The sequence below is a fragment of the Afifella aestuarii genome (genome assembly GCF_004023665.1).
Taxonomy (GTDB): Bacteria; Pseudomonadota; Alphaproteobacteria; order Rhizobiales; family Afifellaceae; genus Afifella; species Afifella aestuarii.
Genome location: NZ_SAUF01000002.1, coordinates 799,125 through 816,087 on the forward strand (window position 1 = coordinate 799,125; position 16,963 = coordinate 816,087).

The following is a 16,963-nucleotide window of genomic DNA, read 5'->3' on the forward strand; positions in this document are numbered from 1 at the left end:
CGTCCGTTCCGCGGTGTCTGGCGAAATTCCCACAGCTTCCGCCCTCATGGGATGCCTACCCAACCTTACTGCCGTCCTTGCCATCGCGAATCCGAGACTCCGGTTGCGCCGCCACAACGCTCGCACCGACGAGGAAAGCGAGACTCTACTTGCGACGCCGAACCGGCCGAATACCAAGCCCTGAAGGGCAGCTTCGACTCTACCGACATGCTTTAAAACGGACAGTCAGCAATCCACCCTTCCACGATGTCGCCATGCGACGGGGAGCGTCCGCTTCGAGGGAGCCGCCTGGACCGTTTGAACGTTAGCCGTGGGGGCATCGCCGTCGGGACGTAACGACCTTGCCGCCTCAATGCTTCTGGAAAAGAGGCGCGTTCATCCGTCTTGTAGAGGCGGATGTCGTCGACGGTTAAGGCCCGTCCTCCTCGGCGATAAGTTCGATATCTCGCGCGCGAAGAGCCTTGAGGAGTTTGGCTCCAGGCTTGCTGTTTTCGAGCCCGCTGATCCGCTTGAGATTGGGAACGAGATCGAGATCGTTCGCGGCCTTCGCCGTGACCGGAACGGGGTCGTCTCCGGCTCCGGGGTCCCAGAACGGAAACAGGTGCTCGATGTAGCCCGGACCGCCATCGAGACCGCTCGATTGATGAAGCCTCTCGACCGTCGCGAGAAGGTCGTCGGGGATTGCGAGATCGCGGAAGTATCTGGCGACTTCGGGAATGATATCATAGCCGTCGTCCTCGACGGAGATCTCGCGCTTGTCGTACTCTTCCGCGAATTCGTGAACATCGAAGCGCGGCCGAAGGTCGTCTCGGCGATACATCAGCTCCTCGATGACGAGAAGCTTGAACCCGAAATCCTTGAAGCGTTTGTCGGCAGGTTTGGGCATCGCAAAGCGCCGCGGTCGCTCGGCATAGGATCGGGCTTCGTCGAGAAGGTTCGCGATGGGCGCGGTGGTGTCCCCGGGCAAAAGCTTGACGACCGTCTGCAGCGCGCGGCGCGTGGTGTGAGACACTGCAACGCGGCGCACGGCCTTGGCGCGCCGCCGGGCGAGCCAGCCGTCGAAATCCTGGCGCACCGCGTCAAGCTCGCGCTCGGACTTGACCAGCCGTTCCTCGTCGTTCGCCTTTTCTTGCGCGGCGGAAAAGCCAAGCGTTCCCCGGTAGGTGTTGGTCTCGATGCGGCGACGTTGGCGCTCCACCTCCTTCGCTATCCGGTCGATCGTGTCCCCTTGCGTCGCGGGTTCAAGTCCGAGCGCGGCAAGAACGAACTCTTCGACGAAAGGCACGGCACGTTCGCGGGGCCAGGATCGCCCGTCGTGAAGAGCTTTTGCGAGAATCGTCGGCGCCTGCGAATGGCGGGGATCGTCGCGGCGCGCATAAAAGCCGAGCATATCTTGCTGCATCCAACCCATGGCGCCTTCGGACACGCTTCGACGTTCCAGAACATAGAACCGGATGATCTCAGCAAAACGCTCGGCGCTTTCCGGCGCATCCGCCAGCAATGAGAGTGCTGCGATGCTATTCTGCCGCGGAAAGGCGCGGAAAAGCCTGGGTACGCGCAACGCCGCTTCCACGGCCTGCGGCCACGGGCGTCCTTCGAAAGGGCAGTGCCAACTGTAAATGGCGATCATGGCACCCGCGACATCGCCGAGGGTTCCGGTGTGGCGAAGCCGTGGCTTTGGGCACAGCCGCCGGTCGGGCATTTCGAGCGCACGATCGATCAGAGCGAGATGCTCCTCATGGCGTGCCAACAGGTGTTCAAAGGCTTCGGCGCGCCGACGCCCGAGAAAGGAACCCGACGAAAAGGCAAGCACGAAGCGATACTGATCGAGTGTGTCGGGCAGGAGCGTCGAAACGCCGTCCTCTTCCCCGAGGAGGGCGTGGACGGCTTGAAAATAGTGGCCGTAAAGCGCGGATATGACGCTCGCGTCCTTGGCAATCAGGTCGTTCAACTCCGCATGAAGCTGCTGGACCGCATCGAAATCATCCGCGGGTGCGCGTAGGAACGACCGCACCGTCTCAACCAATGCTGCTTCATGATCCGCCAAACCCGTCACTCCCCCGATACGCTGTGGTTTGCAAAACGAGGATACGGGATACGCGTTGCGAAATCAGGCGCTCTTTCCTGTGCTCAGCCTTAGTTTTGCTGTTGGGCGGCGACTACTTCGTCGAGGCGCTGCTGCTCAAGGTTGTTGCGGCCGGCGAGATAGTGGACCGTTCGTCCACGAACTTTGCCTGCATTCAGTCGGGGACGTCGAGCTGCAAGCAGATACACCCAAGTCGCGGCCTCCGCCTCACGTCGCGATCGTTACGGCCAGCACCGCTCAAACCCGCATCCGCGCGCCTCACACCCTGAGCAACGCCTTCAGATCCGGCAGGACGGCGGCGGCGGGGAGGTCGTGGTATTCGTCGGCCTGGCCGGAGCGGTTGATCCACACGGTGCGGAAGCCATAGGCGGTGGCGCCGGCGATGTCCCAGCGGTTCGACGATTGAAACGAGATCGCTTCCGGATAGACGCGGAAATAGGTGGTGGCGAGCTCGTAGGCGCGTTCATCCGTCTTGTAGAGGCGGATGTCGTCGACGGAGAGGACGGCATCGAAGAGGCCGTTGAGCCCGGCGGCCGCGATCGCCGCATCGAGCATGTCGCGCGTGCCGTTGGAGAGAATGGCGAGCTGGCAGCCGGCCGCGCGCAGCCGGCTCAAGGTCTCCGGCACCTCCGGATAGCAGTCGAGGCTGCGATAGGCGGCAAGAAGCGTCGGCTTCATCGAGGAATCGAGCGCGGGATAGGACTGGAAGGCGTGGTCGAGCGCGGTTTCCGTCAGCGTCCAGAAATCGACATAGCGCCCCATAAGTGAGCGCACCCAGGAATATTCGAGCTGCTTCGCGCGCCAGTGATGGGAGAGTTTTTCCCAATCCGGCCCGACGGCTTCTGAATGCCGGCGCACGGCCGCATGCACGTCGAAGAGCGTGCCATAGGCATCGAAGACGAAGATCGATGGCTGCATGCGGCTTCCCCCTTGTCTCGCGCCCCTTGTCTCGCGCGCCGTCGGCTTTCGGGCGCCAAATCGCCGGCGCGCCCGCATTCCGCGCACGCCCGCAGATGCCGCCCGTCGGCGGCTTGTGACGAGATAGGGTCTAGCAAGACGGCGGCATTCAGGCTACCGCCAGGAGTTCATATTGGCGGCGACGGGCGTCTTCGCCGCGCCCCGGCCGCGCCGCGAAAGACGTGGCGCAACCTCGTTCAAACGGGGTCGGGACGGGCGTTTTTGAAGGCGTGGGCCGTTCGCCGCAAAAAGCGACAGACGAGAGGCACGACATGGCTGAATGGTCGAAAACCTGGACCTTTGTGGATGGCGACTGGCATGAGGGGAACGTCCCGCTCATCGGCCCGCGCAGCCATGCCATGTGGCTCGCCTCGATGGTTTTCGACGGGGCGCGGCGCTTCGAAAGCGTGATGCCCGACCTCGAATTGCATTGCGCGCGCGTCAATGCCTCGGCCACGGCGCTCGGGCTCGAGCCGAAGGTCGACGTGGAGACGATGGTGGGGCTCGCCAAAGAGGGCGCCAAGAAATTCGACGACGAGACGGCGCTCTATATCCGGCCGATGTATTGGGCGGAGGAGGGCGGCTTCATGTCGGTGCCGCCGCTCGCCTCGTCGACGCGCTTTTGCATGTGCATTTACGAGACGCCGGTTCTGGAGCCGAAGGGCTTTTCGCTGACGCTCTCGCCCTATCGCCGGCCGACCATCGAATGCGCGCCGACGAATGCCAAGGCGGGCGCGCTTTATCCCAACAACGGGCGGGCGATTTTGGAGGCGAAGTCGCGCGGCTTCGACAATGCGCTGGTGCGCGACATGCTGGGCAATGTCGCCGAGACCGGCACGTCGAACATCTTCATGGCGAAGGACGGGGTGGTGTTCACGCCGGCGCCGAACGGCACGTTCTTGAACGGCATCACGCGCCAGCGCGTCATCTATCTTCTGCGCCAGGCGGGCGTGGAGGTGCGCGAACAGGCGCTGACGATCACCGATTTCATGGCGGCCGACGAGATCTTTTCGAGCGGCAATTATTCCAAGGTCGTGCCCGTCAATCGCATTGAGGACCGCGATCTGCAGCCTGGCCCGATCGGCAACCGGGCGCGCGCGCTCTACTGGGAGTGGGCGCACGCCTGAATCTGCCGGGCCATTCGTGGCTTCTGCTTGGCCCTGATGTTGGAAGCGGCCGGCCAGAACCCCAGATAAGGCTGACGTTGATTTTCAAGGGAGTTGTGTATGTCCCGCTTTCTGCCTGCCGCCGTCTCGGCCGCCGCCCTGTCCGGGCTTCTTCTTCTCGGCGGGACGGCGCCGGCCGACGCCACCTGGCTGAGTTTCGACAAGGGCGAGGGAACCTGCAAGGCGCTGACGGCGCGATACGACCCCGCGAGCCTGTGGTTCGGCTGGGTGTCCGCCCAGGGCGACGGGCCGAACGGCGGCTGGCGCGGCGGCAGCAAGCCCTTCTACGCCGAGGGCTGTTTCCGCACCGAGATCGAATGCCGCCGCTTCGTCAATGAAGGCTTGAGCTTTTCCAACGGCCGCCTGATCGGCATGAAATGCGAGCCGGGCGTGCCGCCGCGCGCGCTCCGCTGAGGGGTTTGGGAGGTTCCCGCTTTTTGTGGGGGACCTCCCGCTTGTTTTAGAGAGACCCCCACCCCTAGCCCCTCCCCACAAGGGGGAGGGGGACCATGCGGCTGATGCCGGAGTTTTTGGTGCGCCGCTGCGGGCTTGCGGAGGGGCCGGCTCTCTGCGGGGGTCGATCGACCCTCTTCTGGTTTGACCGACCCTCTTCGCCTTCGAGATGTCGTCGGATCGTCTCGGCGGGTGGTTCTACCCGGCGGATGTGCGCTCCACCACCTCCCCCTTGTGGGGAGGTCGACGCGGCGGCGAAAGCCGCAAGCGTCGGGTGGGGGTGACGGCGCTGATGGCCGTTCTCCGAAGTCAGCACTCGGGCAGACTCCCGCTTTTTGTGGGGGACCCCCACCCCTAGCCCCTCCCCACAAAGGGGGAGGGGGACTGTGCGGCTGATGCTGGAGTTTCGTCGGGCCGCCCGGTCAAGGGGCGCATGATCAAGTGGCCGGATGATCAAGGGGCTGGCGGGTCAAGGGGACGATCCGGGGATAAGTCTTGCCTGGGCGGCTCAGCTTCCCGGGGCTGCCTTTCCGGTCCCCGCTTTATCCTCCGGTGTTGTCCGCGCCGCCGTTCCCGCCTCCGCTGTTCCCGCCGTCGCTGGCGTTGCTCAGGGGCGGGATGGCTTTGAGGTAGGCGGCGATGGCGGCGCGGTCTTCGGGCGGGAGTTTGGCGAGGTTTTCCTGCACCGGCACCATCGGTCCGCCGACGCTGTCGAAATCGGGCGTGAAGCCGCTTTCGAAATAATAGGTGAGGTCGGAAAGGCTCCAGCCGCCGATGCCGTCATCGGACGGTGTGATGTTGGGGATGCGGCCCTTGCCTTCCGGGTTCGGCGCGCCGGCGAGCCAGCGATCGGTCTCAAGCCCGCCAAACGCATCGCGCGGCGCGTGGCACTGGGCGCAATGGCCGGGGCCTTCGACGAGATAGCGCCCGCGCTTCAGCTCCGCGTCAGTCTCATCGACGGCGATCACCGGCGCGTCGGAGAGATAAAGCCGCTTCCACAGGCCGATGCCGCGGCGCAGCGAATAGGGGAAGGGAAGATCGTGGTACGCGACGCGGTTGCCGCTCGCCGGAAGCGTGTCGAGATAGGCCTTGAGATCGAGAAGATCGGTGAGGCTCATCTTGGCATAGGAGGTGTAGGGAAAGGCCGGATAAAGATGCGCGCCCGACGGCGAGAGCCCGCGCTTCATCGCATTGACGAAATCGATGTCGCTCCAGGAGCCGATGCCGGCCTCGCGGTCTGAGGAAATGTTCGGCACGCGGAAGAGGCCGAAATTGGTGTCGAGCTCGAGCCCGCCGGAGAGCACGAGCTTTGCCTCGCCTTCCGCTTTGGGCGCGGCATGGCAGGAGGCGCAGCTGCCCGCCAGAAACAGGCGCTCGCCATTGGCGACATCGGGCTCATGCGCGGGAAGCGCCGAGGCCGCGAGCGGCCACGGCATCGTTACGACATAGAAGCCGACGAGTGCCGCGGCCGCCAGAACGACGACCGCTGCCAGAAGCTTTTTCGCCACGAAAGCCTCAGTCCTTTTTCACGCGATAATCTTCGTGACAGGATTTGCAGTTCTTCGCGACCTTGCCGAAGGTCTGTTTGAAGGCGTCGAGATCCTGCGGTTTCGCTTTCACCGCCGCGGTGGTCGCCTCTTGCAGATCGTCGATCTTGGCGTGGAAGCCCTCCATATCCTGCCAGATCTTCGGCGAGGCCTCGGTGTCGCCCGTGTCGGAGCCTTCCGGGAAGTAATGCGCGAATGTGTGGGCGCCGGCATCGAGCGTGGCGAGGACGAGCTGGCCGACCGCGGGATTGTAGGGGATTTCGCCCTTGATCATGCCGCCGCCGACCTTGGCGGAGGCGCCGAAGGATTCCATGATCGCCTGGCGCGATTGGACGGGGTTGTCGGTGCCGCCGGCGCTGGGCGTCGCGTCCTGGGCATGGGCGGCGAAGGCGACGATCGAGGCCCCGGTGAGGGCAAGTGCGATGGAGATGCTGCGAAGCATGAGGCTGCCTCCTGTTTGTCTTGGACAGGTCTAGTTATAGGGGGCGGTTTCGCTGCAACTACCGGCAGGCGCCGCGACGGCATGTCTTCACGCAGGCGTGATGGAGCGCGAGCGATCGGGAGGGTTCGTGATGGCGGCATTGAGAAGCTTTTGGGCGGCGCAGGGGCGCGGGGTGGCGGTCCTGGCGGGGGGCCTGGCGATCGTCGCGGTGGCGGGCGCACTCACGGCGACGCCCGCAGCGGCCGTGGTCGGCCATCCGCCGGCACCGGAAGGCGGCGGCGCCTGCGACGCGGGCGGCTGGAGCTGGGTCGGGACGTTTTCGGGCACCAGAGAAGACCCGATGAACGACTGGCGCCGCCCGGTCTTCCTGCGCGCCTGTTTCCCCAACGAATACACCTGCCGACGCTGGGTCAACTCCGTGCAGACCTGGGCCGAAGCGCCGGGACTGATGCGGTGTGAGAGATTGGGGAGGTAGGGGGCGTCGCCGCGGGGCTTGATGAGCGCCCGCTCGGACGCATCACCCCTAAAAACAATTTACCCCGGCCGCATGCCAGAGGCAGAGACGGTACCGGGGTTTACCGCCGATATATGTACTCGAGGTGGGGCTAGGTTCAAGTGTCGGGGGGCAACTGACCCAGACCTGACTGTTCGGCAGCCGGATCACGCATTCTGAGCCGATACTTCATCGGGGTTTGCCGAAACAGGTGAGCGTTGTGACAGTTGAAGGAGTTTCCGCCGTGCGCCTTCCAGGCCGTCATTAGCCTGTAGTAGTGCATGTCGTTATCGCCATCGAAGGCGATGTAGGGCTTGTTGCGGTAGCTCATAGAAGTCTTTCCCGGCTGTTCTGCCGCGTCTAAGCTGGTGAGGATGAGACAGCGGGAGCGCACATGGAAGTTTATTGTAGAGGCGTTGCGCGGATTCGTCACGCGTCGACCGGAGAAGTATTTGAAATCGAGAGCGATGAGTTGGATTGGGATGCCATTGGCGGCGACGAGTACCCGATGGGATCTGAGATCCATTATGAGGCCGCGATCGGCCATCCCGAACTTGGCGATCTGACCTGGGGGCTTTGGGAATATCCCATCGGCATCGAAAACCATCACATCACCGATGTCGGCAAGCATGAGGTGATCGAGGATTTCGATTACGGGCTTGAGCACGACGAGTCGGAGCTCGACGACTGGCTCGACTATGAAGCGTCCGCAGACCCTTATCGGGTTTTCATGGACTCATATCATCACACCGGCGACTTGCTCGCGGATCACGGCGGCGTGCGCGGCGACCACCTCGTCAATCGAATGATTTTTTCCCAGCAGATCACCGCGCTGGAAGCCTATCTCGGGGACACTCTGCTCAATGAGGTCATGCGCGATAAGGAGGCCATGCAGCGTTTGATCGACAAGGACGAGGACCTAGCAAAAGAGAAATTCACGCTGTCCCAAATCTCGAACGATCCAGGCCTGGTCGAGCGAAAAGTCCGCACGCACCTGCGCGAGATCCAATACCACAACCTCAAAAAGGTCGATGTTCTCTACAGCATTGCCCTCGGGGTTCGAATTCTCGATCTTGCTGCCGACAAGGCGAGCCTCTTCAAGGCGGTGTTGCTACGCCATGATTGCGTCCACCGGAATGGCTTCGATAAGGAGGGCAACGAGATCGATGTCTTCACCAAGGCGTTCGTTCAGGACACGGCCGACCTGATCAAGGCTTTCGTCAAAGACATCCAGCAGGCGGTGCATCTGCGGGTTGTTTAGTGGAGTCCCAGCGTTTCACGAGCCCGGCTCGCCGGAAGTAAAAGACAACAGTACGTCGGTCTTCGGGAAAACGGAACTGGATGGTGAATGGCCGAGATGGGTCGAAACCCGAACGGCAGCTTTCTGCCTTCGATGACCCGAAGCCGCCAATCTCCTTTCGGCCCATTTCGGCCATTTGCTAGGAAGTACCGCCTGCGCCCCACGAACGCCTAACAACCAGCGCGGCCTCACCGATAAACCATATCAATACTGTCGAAGGCGCCGAGGGCGTGGTCTTCGCGGAACGTCTGGTGATCGGCCTGGAGGCGGTCGGCGGCTTCTTCGGCGAAGCGTACGAGATCGGCCATGAAGAGTTTTCACGGTGTCGCGGCGGCGATGATCGAGGGCTCGACGTCGTAATCGATCTGGCTGAGAGCGCATGCGCCTCGCTGCGCCAGCGCCCCGAAACCCGATGAACGATGTCGATCTGAATCCAGCCTCACCGACGCTCTGCGTTCGGCGACCATCCGTCCTTGTCAGAGCAATTTGAGTGTCGGCCGAAATTCCTGCGCGGATGTCTCGGCGAGGGTGGCCGCGCGGCTGGACGGGTGGTCTTGCAGGAATTTTTCGATGAGGCGGAAGCCGACGGAATAGCCGAGCCATCTTGGCAGGTCGCCTCGGCCATAGAACCAGGCTTCATGGTTATAGTCTTTTCTGTCCCATTCGTCCGCCACGCGCGCCGAATGGGGGCGGATGTCATCGTCTGGCAGCCTCTCCCAGGGTTCCGGCGGGCCGCCGAAAAGCTCTTGAACGAAATGGCCTGCCAGTCCTTCCGAGACCAGCGCCTCGCCCAATGACGAGCCATAGCCGGGTCCGTCCCAACGCGCGGCGTGATGAAGCTCGTGGGCGAACATGCGCTCCAGAGACATGTCCGCGTTGGGGAGGAGGGCTGGATTGCCGGGATCGACGGTGACGAAAATGACGCCAGGCTTGGGCGAGCGACCGACATGTCCCTTCTCGTGGATGACCCATCTCCCGCTTTGCACCACGACATCCAGGGGCCGGAGCGGCATGAGGGCCGCCGCCTTTTCGTGCGTGGCCGTGAGTGCGTCGCAAAGCCAGGCGCGGATGTCCGCGAGGGTGCCGCGCGCATCGAGGACATGGAGTGTGAGCGAGGACATGCCAGCAGAATAGCGCATCATCCTGCCCGGCGAACATTGGCTTTGGGATTGCCCGAATGGCGCCGGGGCGCGTCAGGACGCTTGGTTCCAGACTGTATGGGTGGAAAGGGGTCGGTCCGCGTCCGAAGCCGATCCTGGGAAATCGGTCGTTCAGACGGCGATGTGATGGTTGACCAGGTCACGGCCGACGAGGCGGTGAACCATGATCATCGGAGGTTCGTGGACGACGGGCACATCCGGTCCGCCGAACCAGAGCGGATTGGCGGGGCAGATCGAGCCGCAGATATGCGCGGGAACTCCGCCGAGAAGGCTGGACATAGGCCGGTGAACGTGGCCGGACGATATGGCGAGCGGCCGGTGCGGCCGTCGCCGAAGCAGGTCGCCGAACTCGCTTGCTCCTTGCGCCATGACCGCGTCCATCGGTGCGATGCCGCTGGCAAAGAGGTGATGATGCGAAAAGACGAGCGATGCATCGGCCCCCGGCGCGTCCAACACCTCTTCGACCCAGGTGAGGTGTGGGGCGACGTCACCCGCGGAGGTGTCGTTCAATGTCGTATCGATGCCGACGAGCCGCACACCACCGATCTCGGCCACAAAGTGCATGGCATCGCCGCGCGCAACAGAACCGGGACGGTCCGAAAACACGGCACGCATGGCGCTGCGGTCATCCGAGTTGCCGGGCAGGAGCAGGACGGGGCAGCGCAATGCGCCGAGGCGGGCAGCGATTTCCCTGTATTCTTCGCTTGAGCCGTCTTCGATGAGATCACCCGACATGACGAGTGCGTCCAGATCGAGCCCGTCAAGCCATGACAGCGCGCGGGCGAACCTTGTCATGTTGTCATTGTCCGGCGCTGCATGGATGTCGGAGATCTGCGCTATGATCATCGGGGCGTCCTCCATCGGCGGCGGCAGGACGTTACCACATGGCCGAGGCCGGATGACGGAAACGCGAGGTTCCCTGAAACGCTCGCCAATCATACGCGGGCGCCTATGATGCGGAGGACAGGGGATCTGGATGACACGGGATGCGGACGCCAGGCGTCGGGTTCGTCCGGGGCGGCTCTGCAACTGGCCGGGATGAGGGGCATTCGATCATGACCACGGGAGGCGCAAACGCGGCGGAGGGGATGCCGTTTGCGTTTCGGCTGAAGCTTCCTGCGGGCATCGAGGCGTGGATCTATCCCTCCGCCTTGGTCGTGGCGGTGGTTTTCAGCGCGCTCGTTGCCTATCACCATGCGCATGAGCCCGTCGCGCTCGCGGTCATCCTTCTGATCGGTCTCGTTCTGTCGGATCTCGCGCACGAGCTCGCGCATCTCGTGGCGGCGCGCGGCTTCGGGCTCGCCTGCGATCGGATCGTCCTGTCGGTCGATGGGGCCTTCGTCTTTCTCGAAGAGCCGAAGTCGCGGGGAAGCACGATCGCGATCGCCTTCGCGGGCCCGGCGGCGAACCTTCTGATTGCAGGCGTCGCGTTCGCGATCTGGGGCTTGAGCCCGTCTGCGCCGGTGCAGCATCTGCCGGGCTTCGCGACGCCGCTGCCGTCGTCCCCGACGCTTGCGAGCGAAGCCGCGTTCTTTCTCGGCCTCTTCAATCTGGCTTTAGGGCTCGCCAATCTCGCGCCGGCCGTTCCAACCGATGGCGGCGTCATTCTCTGGTCGGCTTTGCCACGACGGGTGTCGGAAAGGACTGCGCGCCTGATCGTGTCAGCCCTCGGGCTCGTCTTTGCCGTCGTCTCGACCGTGGTGCTGATCGCGAGCGTTCTTGCGATGGTGCCGCTTTATCTGCCGCCGTCCTTTGGCGACAATTTCCGCGAATTCCGCCGCGCCTGGCGGATGGCGCCGGCGGAAGGCGGCGCCTGAGCTTCCGCCGCGGCGGCCTTATGGCCGCTCTCTCCTTACCGATAGACCATGTCGATGCAGTCGAAGGCGCCGAGCGCGTGGTCTTCGCGGAAATGCTGGTGGTCGGCCTGGAGGCGGTCGGAGGCTTCTTCGGCGAAGCGCACGAGATCGGCGATGAAGAGTTTTCGCGGTGTGGCAGCGGCGATGATCGAGGGTTCGACGTCGTAATCGATCTGGCCGAGATCGTCTGAGAGCGCATGCGCCTTGGCGAGTGCTGCGCCGCAGACTTCGGCGTAGTCCTTCCAGGTGCCGAAACTCAATTCGTCGAGGTCGATGTCGTCGCGGAAGGGGGCGCGCTCGCGGCTCATGAAGCTCTCGCCGTCGATTTCGACGGCGCCGTAAAAGATGTCGCCATGGGCGAGCTGCACGGCCTGGCCGTGGGCGATGCGGTCGGCCTTGGCGCCGGCATCGAATTCGGAGGGCGGGGCGAGCCCGTCGAGGGCGGAGCGGCGGGCGCGCTTGAACTCGATGATGATGTCGTCGGTGGCGTTCTTCGACGGGCCTTCGATGAGGACGTAATAGCGGGGCAGCCCGAGCGAGGCCGTGCCCTGGCCGTGGCGCACGCACACATCCTTGACCTTGAGTTCGCCGGCGCGGTCGGGCGCGTCGATCCCGTTCGATTTCGCCAGATCGTCGACCGCCTTCTGGAATTTTGCCACCTCTTTGGAGATCGGCTGCAGCTCGTCGCTCGCCTTGAAGCCGCGGCCGGAGCCTTTGAGATAATCGTCCCACAGCCAGTCGTGGCGGTCTTCCCAGGCTTCCTTGAAGAGGCGGCGGATGACTTTCGGCGAATTGTCCATGCGGTAATCGTCGTTCTTCTCCGTCGCGTGCTCGGCATAGGCCTCCATCGCCTTGAGGTAGCCTTTGACGAATTTCTTGACGACCTTGCGCCGCTTCTTGCGGGTGAGGCCGCCTTCCTCGCGCGCGGCGATCCAGAAGCCGACGGCGCCGCGTTTGATGTCGAAGGTGAAGGGGGCGTAGATCGTCTCGTCGAAATCGTTGACGCCGAAGATGGGCGCGCCGTTTTCGTCCGGCATGATGCCAAAATTTTCCGGATGCACGTCGCCGAGCGCCATGACGGAGGGCATGTTGGAATCCTGGCCCACCAGATCGCGGTAGAAGAGAAGCGCCGTGCCGCGGAAGAACTTGAAGAAGTCCTTCGCGAGCGCGTCGAATTTCGTCCGCGCGCCATGGTTGCGCTGCTCGATGCGCTGAGCATGGTCTTCCCGCAAGGTGGAGCGCACATGCTCGCGCCGCGCCTGGCCGGTGAGGAGCACGGGCGGTACGATATGTTCGCCGGAGGCGATGCGCTGGGCAAGATCGCGAAAGGCGTCGCGCTGGCCGCCGGCCTTGCGGGCGGGCTTGATGTCGGCGGATTGGGTTTTCGTGTCCGCCTTGTCGCTCGCCGGCTTGTCTGTTGACTGCTTTTTCTTCGCTTCGGCCATGGTCGCTCTTTCCTCTAGCGTCAGCTTGAAAACGCAAACCAGGAGTTGCCGTTCCGAGAGGGCCTTTCCGGGGCACCGTTCCGGGCGGGGGCTCTGTAGGGCCGCAACGCTGCGGGGGCGCCGCTTGGTGACACAGGTGGGCCAGACCGTCGCGCCGGCTGTGGGCTTCCTGCACCAATCTCTGCGAAATGTGCCATTCCGCCGGGGAATGTCCGCTTGCCTGCGGCCTCTGCCTTGCGTTTTCAGCTTCAAGCAGGCTTTGGATGTTTTCCAAGTTCGCAGGCGTGTCACTAGGTGATGCCTACGGATTGCGTTCTGCGTTCGAGGACGTGATGGAGCGAAGGCGGGGGAGAAATGGCGGTTCGGTCCCCCGCCGCGGATGCATCTGGCGGAGGTGCATGCCGCACCCGACGGCGACATCGGGACCGCAATCGAGGGGGCGGGATTGAGAGCCGGCGCGAGCGCCGGATTCGGCAGGTCGGCATTCGCGGGCCGGATGCAGTGGGATGAGAATGTTGACCGGACCGAACCCGAGAATGTCGCCTCGCCTTATGGGGATTGTTCGCAGCAGCCTCGCGTTGATCGTGGCGGCGCTCGTCCTCATCGCTTCGGCCGCGCCGGGCCGCGCCGTCGAATTGAGCGAGACCGAACGCCAATGGGTGGCCGAACATCCGACCGTCACCGTCGGTGTCGTCGCCGACAACGAGCCCTATTCGTTTTTCCGCAACGGCTCGATGATGGGCTGGACGCTCGATGTGCTCGACCGCATCGAGGTGGAAAGCGGCCTCACCTTCGTGCCGCGCATGGGCACATGGCCGGAGATTTACGGCAATTTCCGCGCCGGCCGGCTCGAGGTCGTTGCCGACATCTCCCTGACCGAGGCCCGCCTGCCTTTCATCGCCTTCACCGATCCCTATCACCAGCGCCGCACGGTGATCTTCCAGAACGTCGACCATCCGCTCGCGCCGCCGATCGATTTGGAGGCGCTGGCACAGAAGCGCATCGGCGTCATCAAGGACATTTATTACGGCGGCGCCCTGCGCAAGGCGGGCATCGAACCCGTCGAATACGACACCTACCGCGATCTAATGGCGGCGCTCGCCTTCGGCTGGGTCGATGCCGTGATCGCGGCGGAGATGACGGGCAATTTCTTCGCCCGCGAGAACGGCTTTTCCAATGTGGAAGCGGTCGGGCCGGTGCCGATCGCCGGCGTGTCGCTCGAAGATTTCCGCCTGGGCGTGCTGAAGGCGGAAGCCGAACATGTGGGGGGAGAGGCCGGCAACGCATCGCAGAGGGCCGCTGAGGGCGTGGCGGCCGAGGCCGCGCGCGACCGCGACCGGGAGATGCTGCACGAGATTTTGGCGAAGGCCGTCGCCGCGCTGCCGACGGAAGAGCTCGCCGCCATCACCGAGCGCTGGCTCAGCTATCGCAGCGGCCGGGTGTTTTCCGCAGGGCCCCTGCGGCTTCTGCCGGAGGAGCAGCAATTCGTCGCCAATGCGCCGCCTTTGAAGGTCGGCTTCATCAGCGATTACGAGCCTTTGAGTTTCTTGCGCGACGGCAGGGGGCAGGGGTTTGCGGTCGATCTGATGCATGAGATCTCCGCCTCCACGGGGCTCGCCATGATCCCCGTCTACGACAGCGGGGCGAACATTCTGCAGGCGTTTCGCGACGGCGACATCGACATCATGAGCAACATGTCGCGCACGGCCGAGCGCGAAGACTACACGCTCTTCACGCGCGAATATCACCGCATCCCGAACGCCGTCTTCGTGCGCTCCGGCTTCGGCCCCTATCGCGGTCTCGAATCGCTCGAGGGCCACAGCGTCGGCATCGCCGAAGAGATCTATTATGCCGACGCGCTGAAGGCGCGTGTCGCCGATGTGCGCACCTACGCGACGCAGGAAGAAATCCTGCAGGCGCTGGCGCGCGGCGAGGTGGATGCGGCGATCCTGGCGCTGTCGAACGGCAGCGCCATCATCCGGCGTCTCGGGCTCATCAACATCGATATCGGCGGCGAATTTCTGATGCCGGGCGTGGAGCGCGAGGATCTGCGCTTCGGCGTGTCGCCCCGCTATCCTTATGCGCGCAGCATCATCGACCGGGCGATGAGCGCCATGTCGGCTGCGCGGTGGAACGAGCTCGAAACGCGCTGGCTCGGGCCGACCGTCGCCGGGATGGAGCGCCAGCGCCCGCTTCTGACGAGCGAAGAGCGCAGCTATCTCGATGGCAAGGGCGTGTTGAAGGTCTGCGTCGATCCTCTGACGCCGCCCTACACCTCCGTCGACACGGATGGCGATTTCACCGGCGTCGCCTCCGAGGTGATGGAGCGGCTCGCCCGCCAGGGCGGCTTTTCCTGGCAGGTGGTGCCGGTGCCGATCTGGGGCGGCGGCCTCAAGAAGGCCGAAGATTACGAATGCGACGTCCTGCCCTTCGTCACCGACAGCGCGGCGGCCGACGACCGCTGGACGTTCACGCTGCCCTATCTCGTCTTGCCGATGGCGGTGGCAAGCTCGCTCAACGAGCCGATCGTCAGCACGATGAACGATCTGGCCGGCAAGCGCGTCGGCATCGCCCCCGGCGAAAGCCCGCTGCGCGTTCTGCAGGAGCGCTATCCGAACGTTAACCTGGTGGAGGTGGGGAGCGAGGCGGAGGCTTTGACGGGCGTGCGCCAGGGCGAGCTCGACGCCGCCCTCGGCACGCTGCCGAGCCTCGGCTATCTCTTGGCCTCCAAACGGCTTTACGACGTGAAGGTGGCCGGCCGCATTTTTGAGGATTGGCGCGCCTCGATCGCCACCCGCGCCGACGAGCCGATGCTGGCGGCGATTTTTGCAAAACTCGTCGCCGGCCTCGACGAGCAGGACGTGCAGACGATGCTGAGCCGGCAGATGCTGGTGCGCATCGACCAGCGCGTCGATTACAGCCGCCTTCTCCTTCTCGGCGGCGTGGCGCTCGTCACCCTCGTTCTCGTCGTCTACTGGAACCGCAAGCTGCGGCGCCTCAACGCCGCGCTCGAACGCGCCAACCAGAAGCTTCAGGACGTGTCGATCACCGATGCGCTGACGGGCCTCTACAACCGCCGCCATTTCGACGCGCGCGCCGCCGACGAATTCGCCCTGTGCCAGAGGAATGGCTGGCTGTTTTCGGTGGCGATGATCGATGTCGACCATTTCAAGAGCGTCAACGATGCGCGCGGGCACCTCTTCGGCGATCAATGCCTGCGCCACATCGCCCGCCTGGCCCGCGAGATTTTCGGCGAGGACGGCGACATTCTGGGCCGCTATGGCGGCGAGGAATTCATCATCTTCACGCTCGGCGGCGCGAGCGAGGATTTCTTCGACCGCCTGGAGCTTCTGCGCCGGCGCGTGGAAGGAGAGCCGTTTTCGACCGGCGAGGAGACCTGGCGCCTGACGATCAGTCTCGGCGGCTATGCGGCGATCCCCGCCCCGGAGGCTCAGCTCAGCGATTTCGTGCGCGAAGCCGATGCGCGGCTCTACGAGGCGAAAGCGCGCGGCCGCAACCGCGTGGTGGGCGAGACGCGGGCGGAAAAGGGCGCCGACGCGACGGCGGAAGGGCGTGGGGAGATGGAGGGGGCGGAGTAGGGGGCGCGGCTCTGATGCAGCCGTGAGACGCGCGGCTGCTGTGTTGCGATTCGGGCGGTTTCCTGCGAGGCTGACGGGGCGGGGTGAGAGCGGACGCGAACCGGCCAGTCTCGCTGAATTCGTCACCGCGCTGGGAGAGCTCGACAATCCGCTGATGCAGGGCATCCGCTTGCACGAACTCGATCGGAGGCGGCGGGGTGGTCCATGCCGACGTTTGGCACTTGATCGGCGGTTGCGCCGATGGTGTCGGCTCGGATCCTACTTCAAAGCGGGCTTCCGCTCATCGCCTGCGAGTGTCGTTCGGTCTTCGGCGAGAATGGGCCGAAAGCGGCCTGGCGGCTTTCAGTGCGGTATGGCGGAAAGCCACCATACCGCACCCGACCGGTTCCCTGTCGTTTCTGCCCGTGACGGGTCATTTCCAAGCGGACGTGTGTGGAGATTCTGCGCGGCGGCTGATTC

14 protein-coding genes are annotated in these 16,963 nt (G+C 64.2%); 6 read left to right on the forward strand and 8 right to left on the reverse strand.

All coding sequences use genetic code 11. The features are described from left to right. Positions 1 to 409 precede the first annotated feature (409 nt). Both EO094_RS12115 and EO094_RS12120 read right to left on the reverse strand, forming a co-directional pair. A complete protein-coding gene (locus EO094_RS12115) occupies positions 410 to 2,047 on the reverse strand; it encodes a DUF6892 domain-containing protein (RefSeq protein ID WP_128292534.1) in 1,638 nt (545 codons plus the stop codon). 297 nt (positions 2,048 to 2,344) lie between these two features. Next, complete coding sequence (locus EO094_RS12120; RefSeq protein ID WP_128292535.1) at positions 2,345 to 3,004, reverse strand: haloacid dehalogenase type II; 660 nt, start codon at positions 3,002 to 3,004, stop codon at positions 2,345 to 2,347. A 311-nt stretch (positions 3,005 to 3,315) separates the two neighbouring features. Between EO094_RS12120 and EO094_RS12125 the strand changes: the two genes are divergently transcribed. Continuing rightward, positions 3,316 to 4,170: a branched-chain amino acid aminotransferase gene (locus EO094_RS12125; RefSeq protein ID WP_128292536.1), complete on the forward strand. Its 855-nt coding sequence runs from the start codon at positions 3,316 to 3,318 to the stop codon at positions 4,168 to 4,170. A gap of 99 nt (positions 4,171 to 4,269) precedes the next feature. Beyond that, positions 4,270 to 4,623 carry a hypothetical protein gene (locus tag EO094_RS12130; RefSeq protein ID WP_128292537.1) on the forward strand — a complete coding sequence of 118 codons (354 nt, stop codon included), beginning with the start codon at positions 4,270 to 4,272 and terminating at the stop codon, positions 4,621 to 4,623. 581 nt (positions 4,624 to 5,204) lie between these two features. On the opposite strand, the gene EO094_RS12135 is transcribed toward EO094_RS12130, so the two are convergent. Both EO094_RS12135 and EO094_RS12140 read right to left on the reverse strand, forming a co-directional pair. After that, the gene (locus tag EO094_RS12135; RefSeq protein WP_246008486.1) at positions 5,205 to 6,170 is read right to left on the reverse strand and encodes a cytochrome c; all 966 of its coding nucleotides are present in this window, start codon (positions 6,168 to 6,170) and stop codon (positions 5,205 to 5,207) included. Positions 6,171 to 6,177: 7 nt separating this feature from the next. Further along, complete coding sequence (locus tag EO094_RS12140; protein WP_128292538.1) at positions 6,178 to 6,651, reverse strand: c-type cytochrome; 474 nt, start codon at positions 6,649 to 6,651, stop codon at positions 6,178 to 6,180. A 130-nt stretch (positions 6,652 to 6,781) separates the two neighbouring features. Here EO094_RS12140 and EO094_RS12145 point away from each other — a divergent pair, with 130 nt between their 5' ends. Then, on the forward strand, positions 6,782 to 7,126 hold the full coding sequence (locus EO094_RS12145) for a hypothetical protein (protein WP_128292539.1): 345 nt from the start codon (positions 6,782 to 6,784) through the stop codon (positions 7,124 to 7,126). A gap of 136 nt (positions 7,127 to 7,262) precedes the next feature. On the opposite strand, the gene EO094_RS18740 is transcribed toward EO094_RS12145, so the two are convergent. Then, the gene (locus EO094_RS18740) at positions 7,263 to 7,775 is read right to left on the reverse strand and encodes a hypothetical protein (RefSeq protein ID WP_246008487.1); all 513 of its coding nucleotides are present in this window, start codon (positions 7,773 to 7,775) and stop codon (positions 7,263 to 7,265) included. 3 nt (positions 7,776 to 7,778) lie between these two features. On the opposite strand from EO094_RS18740, the gene EO094_RS12155 reads away from it, so the two are divergent. Beyond that, positions 7,779 to 8,405, forward strand: a complete 627-nt coding sequence (locus EO094_RS12155) for a hypothetical protein (RefSeq protein WP_246008488.1) — start codon at positions 7,779 to 7,781, stop codon at positions 8,403 to 8,405. A gap of 515 nt (positions 8,406 to 8,920) precedes the next feature. Here EO094_RS12155 and EO094_RS12160 read toward each other — a convergent pair. Beyond that, positions 8,921 to 9,586, reverse strand: coding sequence for a DUF2268 domain-containing putative Zn-dependent protease (locus EO094_RS12160; RefSeq protein ID WP_246008489.1), 666 nt, complete (start codon positions 9,584 to 9,586; stop codon positions 8,921 to 8,923). Between the two features lie 129 nt (positions 9,587 to 9,715). After that, the gene (locus tag EO094_RS12165) at positions 9,716 to 10,450 is read right to left on the reverse strand and encodes a metallophosphoesterase (RefSeq protein WP_128292541.1); all 735 of its coding nucleotides are present in this window, start codon (positions 10,448 to 10,450) and stop codon (positions 9,716 to 9,718) included. 242 nt (positions 10,451 to 10,692) lie between these two features. On the opposite strand from EO094_RS12165, the gene EO094_RS12170 reads away from it, so the two are divergent. Continuing rightward, a complete protein-coding gene (locus EO094_RS12170; protein ID WP_128292542.1) occupies positions 10,693 to 11,421 on the forward strand; it encodes a site-2 protease family protein in 729 nt (242 codons plus the stop codon). A gap of 35 nt (positions 11,422 to 11,456) precedes the next feature. Here the strand turns inward: EO094_RS12170 and EO094_RS12175 are convergent, their stop codons facing one another. Further along, positions 11,457 to 12,905 (reverse strand): DUF2252 domain-containing protein, encoded by a 1,449-nt coding sequence (locus EO094_RS12175; protein WP_128292543.1) that lies wholly within the window; start codon positions 12,903 to 12,905, stop codon positions 11,457 to 11,459. 536 nt (positions 12,906 to 13,441) lie between these two features. On the opposite strand from EO094_RS12175, the gene EO094_RS12180 reads away from it, so the two are divergent. Then, a complete protein-coding gene (locus EO094_RS12180; RefSeq protein ID WP_246008490.1) occupies positions 13,442 to 16,504 on the forward strand; it encodes a transporter substrate-binding domain-containing protein in 3,063 nt (1,020 codons plus the stop codon). Positions 16,505 to 16,963 lie beyond the last annotated feature (459 nt).

Bases quoted from the DNA above. Each gene is read 5' to 3' on its own strand.
- EO094_RS12145 (WP_128292539.1), top strand. From the start codon at position 6,782: ATGGCGGCATTGAGAAGCTTTTGGGCGGCGCAGGGGCGCGGGGTGGCG.
- EO094_RS18740 (WP_246008487.1), bottom strand. From the start codon at position 7,775: ATGCTTGCCGACATCGGTGATGTGATGGTTTTCGATGCCGATGGGATA.
- EO094_RS12160 (WP_246008489.1), bottom strand. From the start codon at position 9,586: ATGATGCGCTATTCTGCTGGCATGTCCTCGCTCACACTCCATGTCCTC.
- EO094_RS12125 (WP_128292536.1), top strand. From the start codon at position 3,316: ATGGCTGAATGGTCGAAAACCTGGACCTTTGTGGATGGCGACTGGCAT.
- EO094_RS12170 (WP_128292542.1), top strand. From the start codon at position 10,693: ATGCCGTTTGCGTTTCGGCTGAAGCTTCCTGCGGGCATCGAGGCGTGG.
- EO094_RS12130 (WP_128292537.1), top strand. From the start codon at position 4,270: ATGTCCCGCTTTCTGCCTGCCGCCGTCTCGGCCGCCGCCCTGTCCGGG.
- EO094_RS12165 (WP_128292541.1), bottom strand. From the start codon at position 10,450: ATGATCATAGCGCAGATCTCCGACATCCATGCAGCGCCGGACAATGAC.
- EO094_RS12120 (WP_128292535.1), bottom strand. From the start codon at position 3,004: ATGCAGCCATCGATCTTCGTCTTCGATGCCTATGGCACGCTCTTCGAC.
- EO094_RS12140 (WP_128292538.1), bottom strand. From the start codon at position 6,651: ATGCTTCGCAGCATCTCCATCGCACTTGCCCTCACCGGGGCCTCGATC.
- EO094_RS12180 (WP_246008490.1), top strand. From the start codon at position 13,442: ATGTCGCCTCGCCTTATGGGGATTGTTCGCAGCAGCCTCGCGTTGATC.
- EO094_RS12175 (WP_128292543.1), bottom strand. From the start codon at position 12,905: ATGGCCGAAGCGAAGAAAAAGCAGTCAACAGACAAGCCGGCGAGCGAC.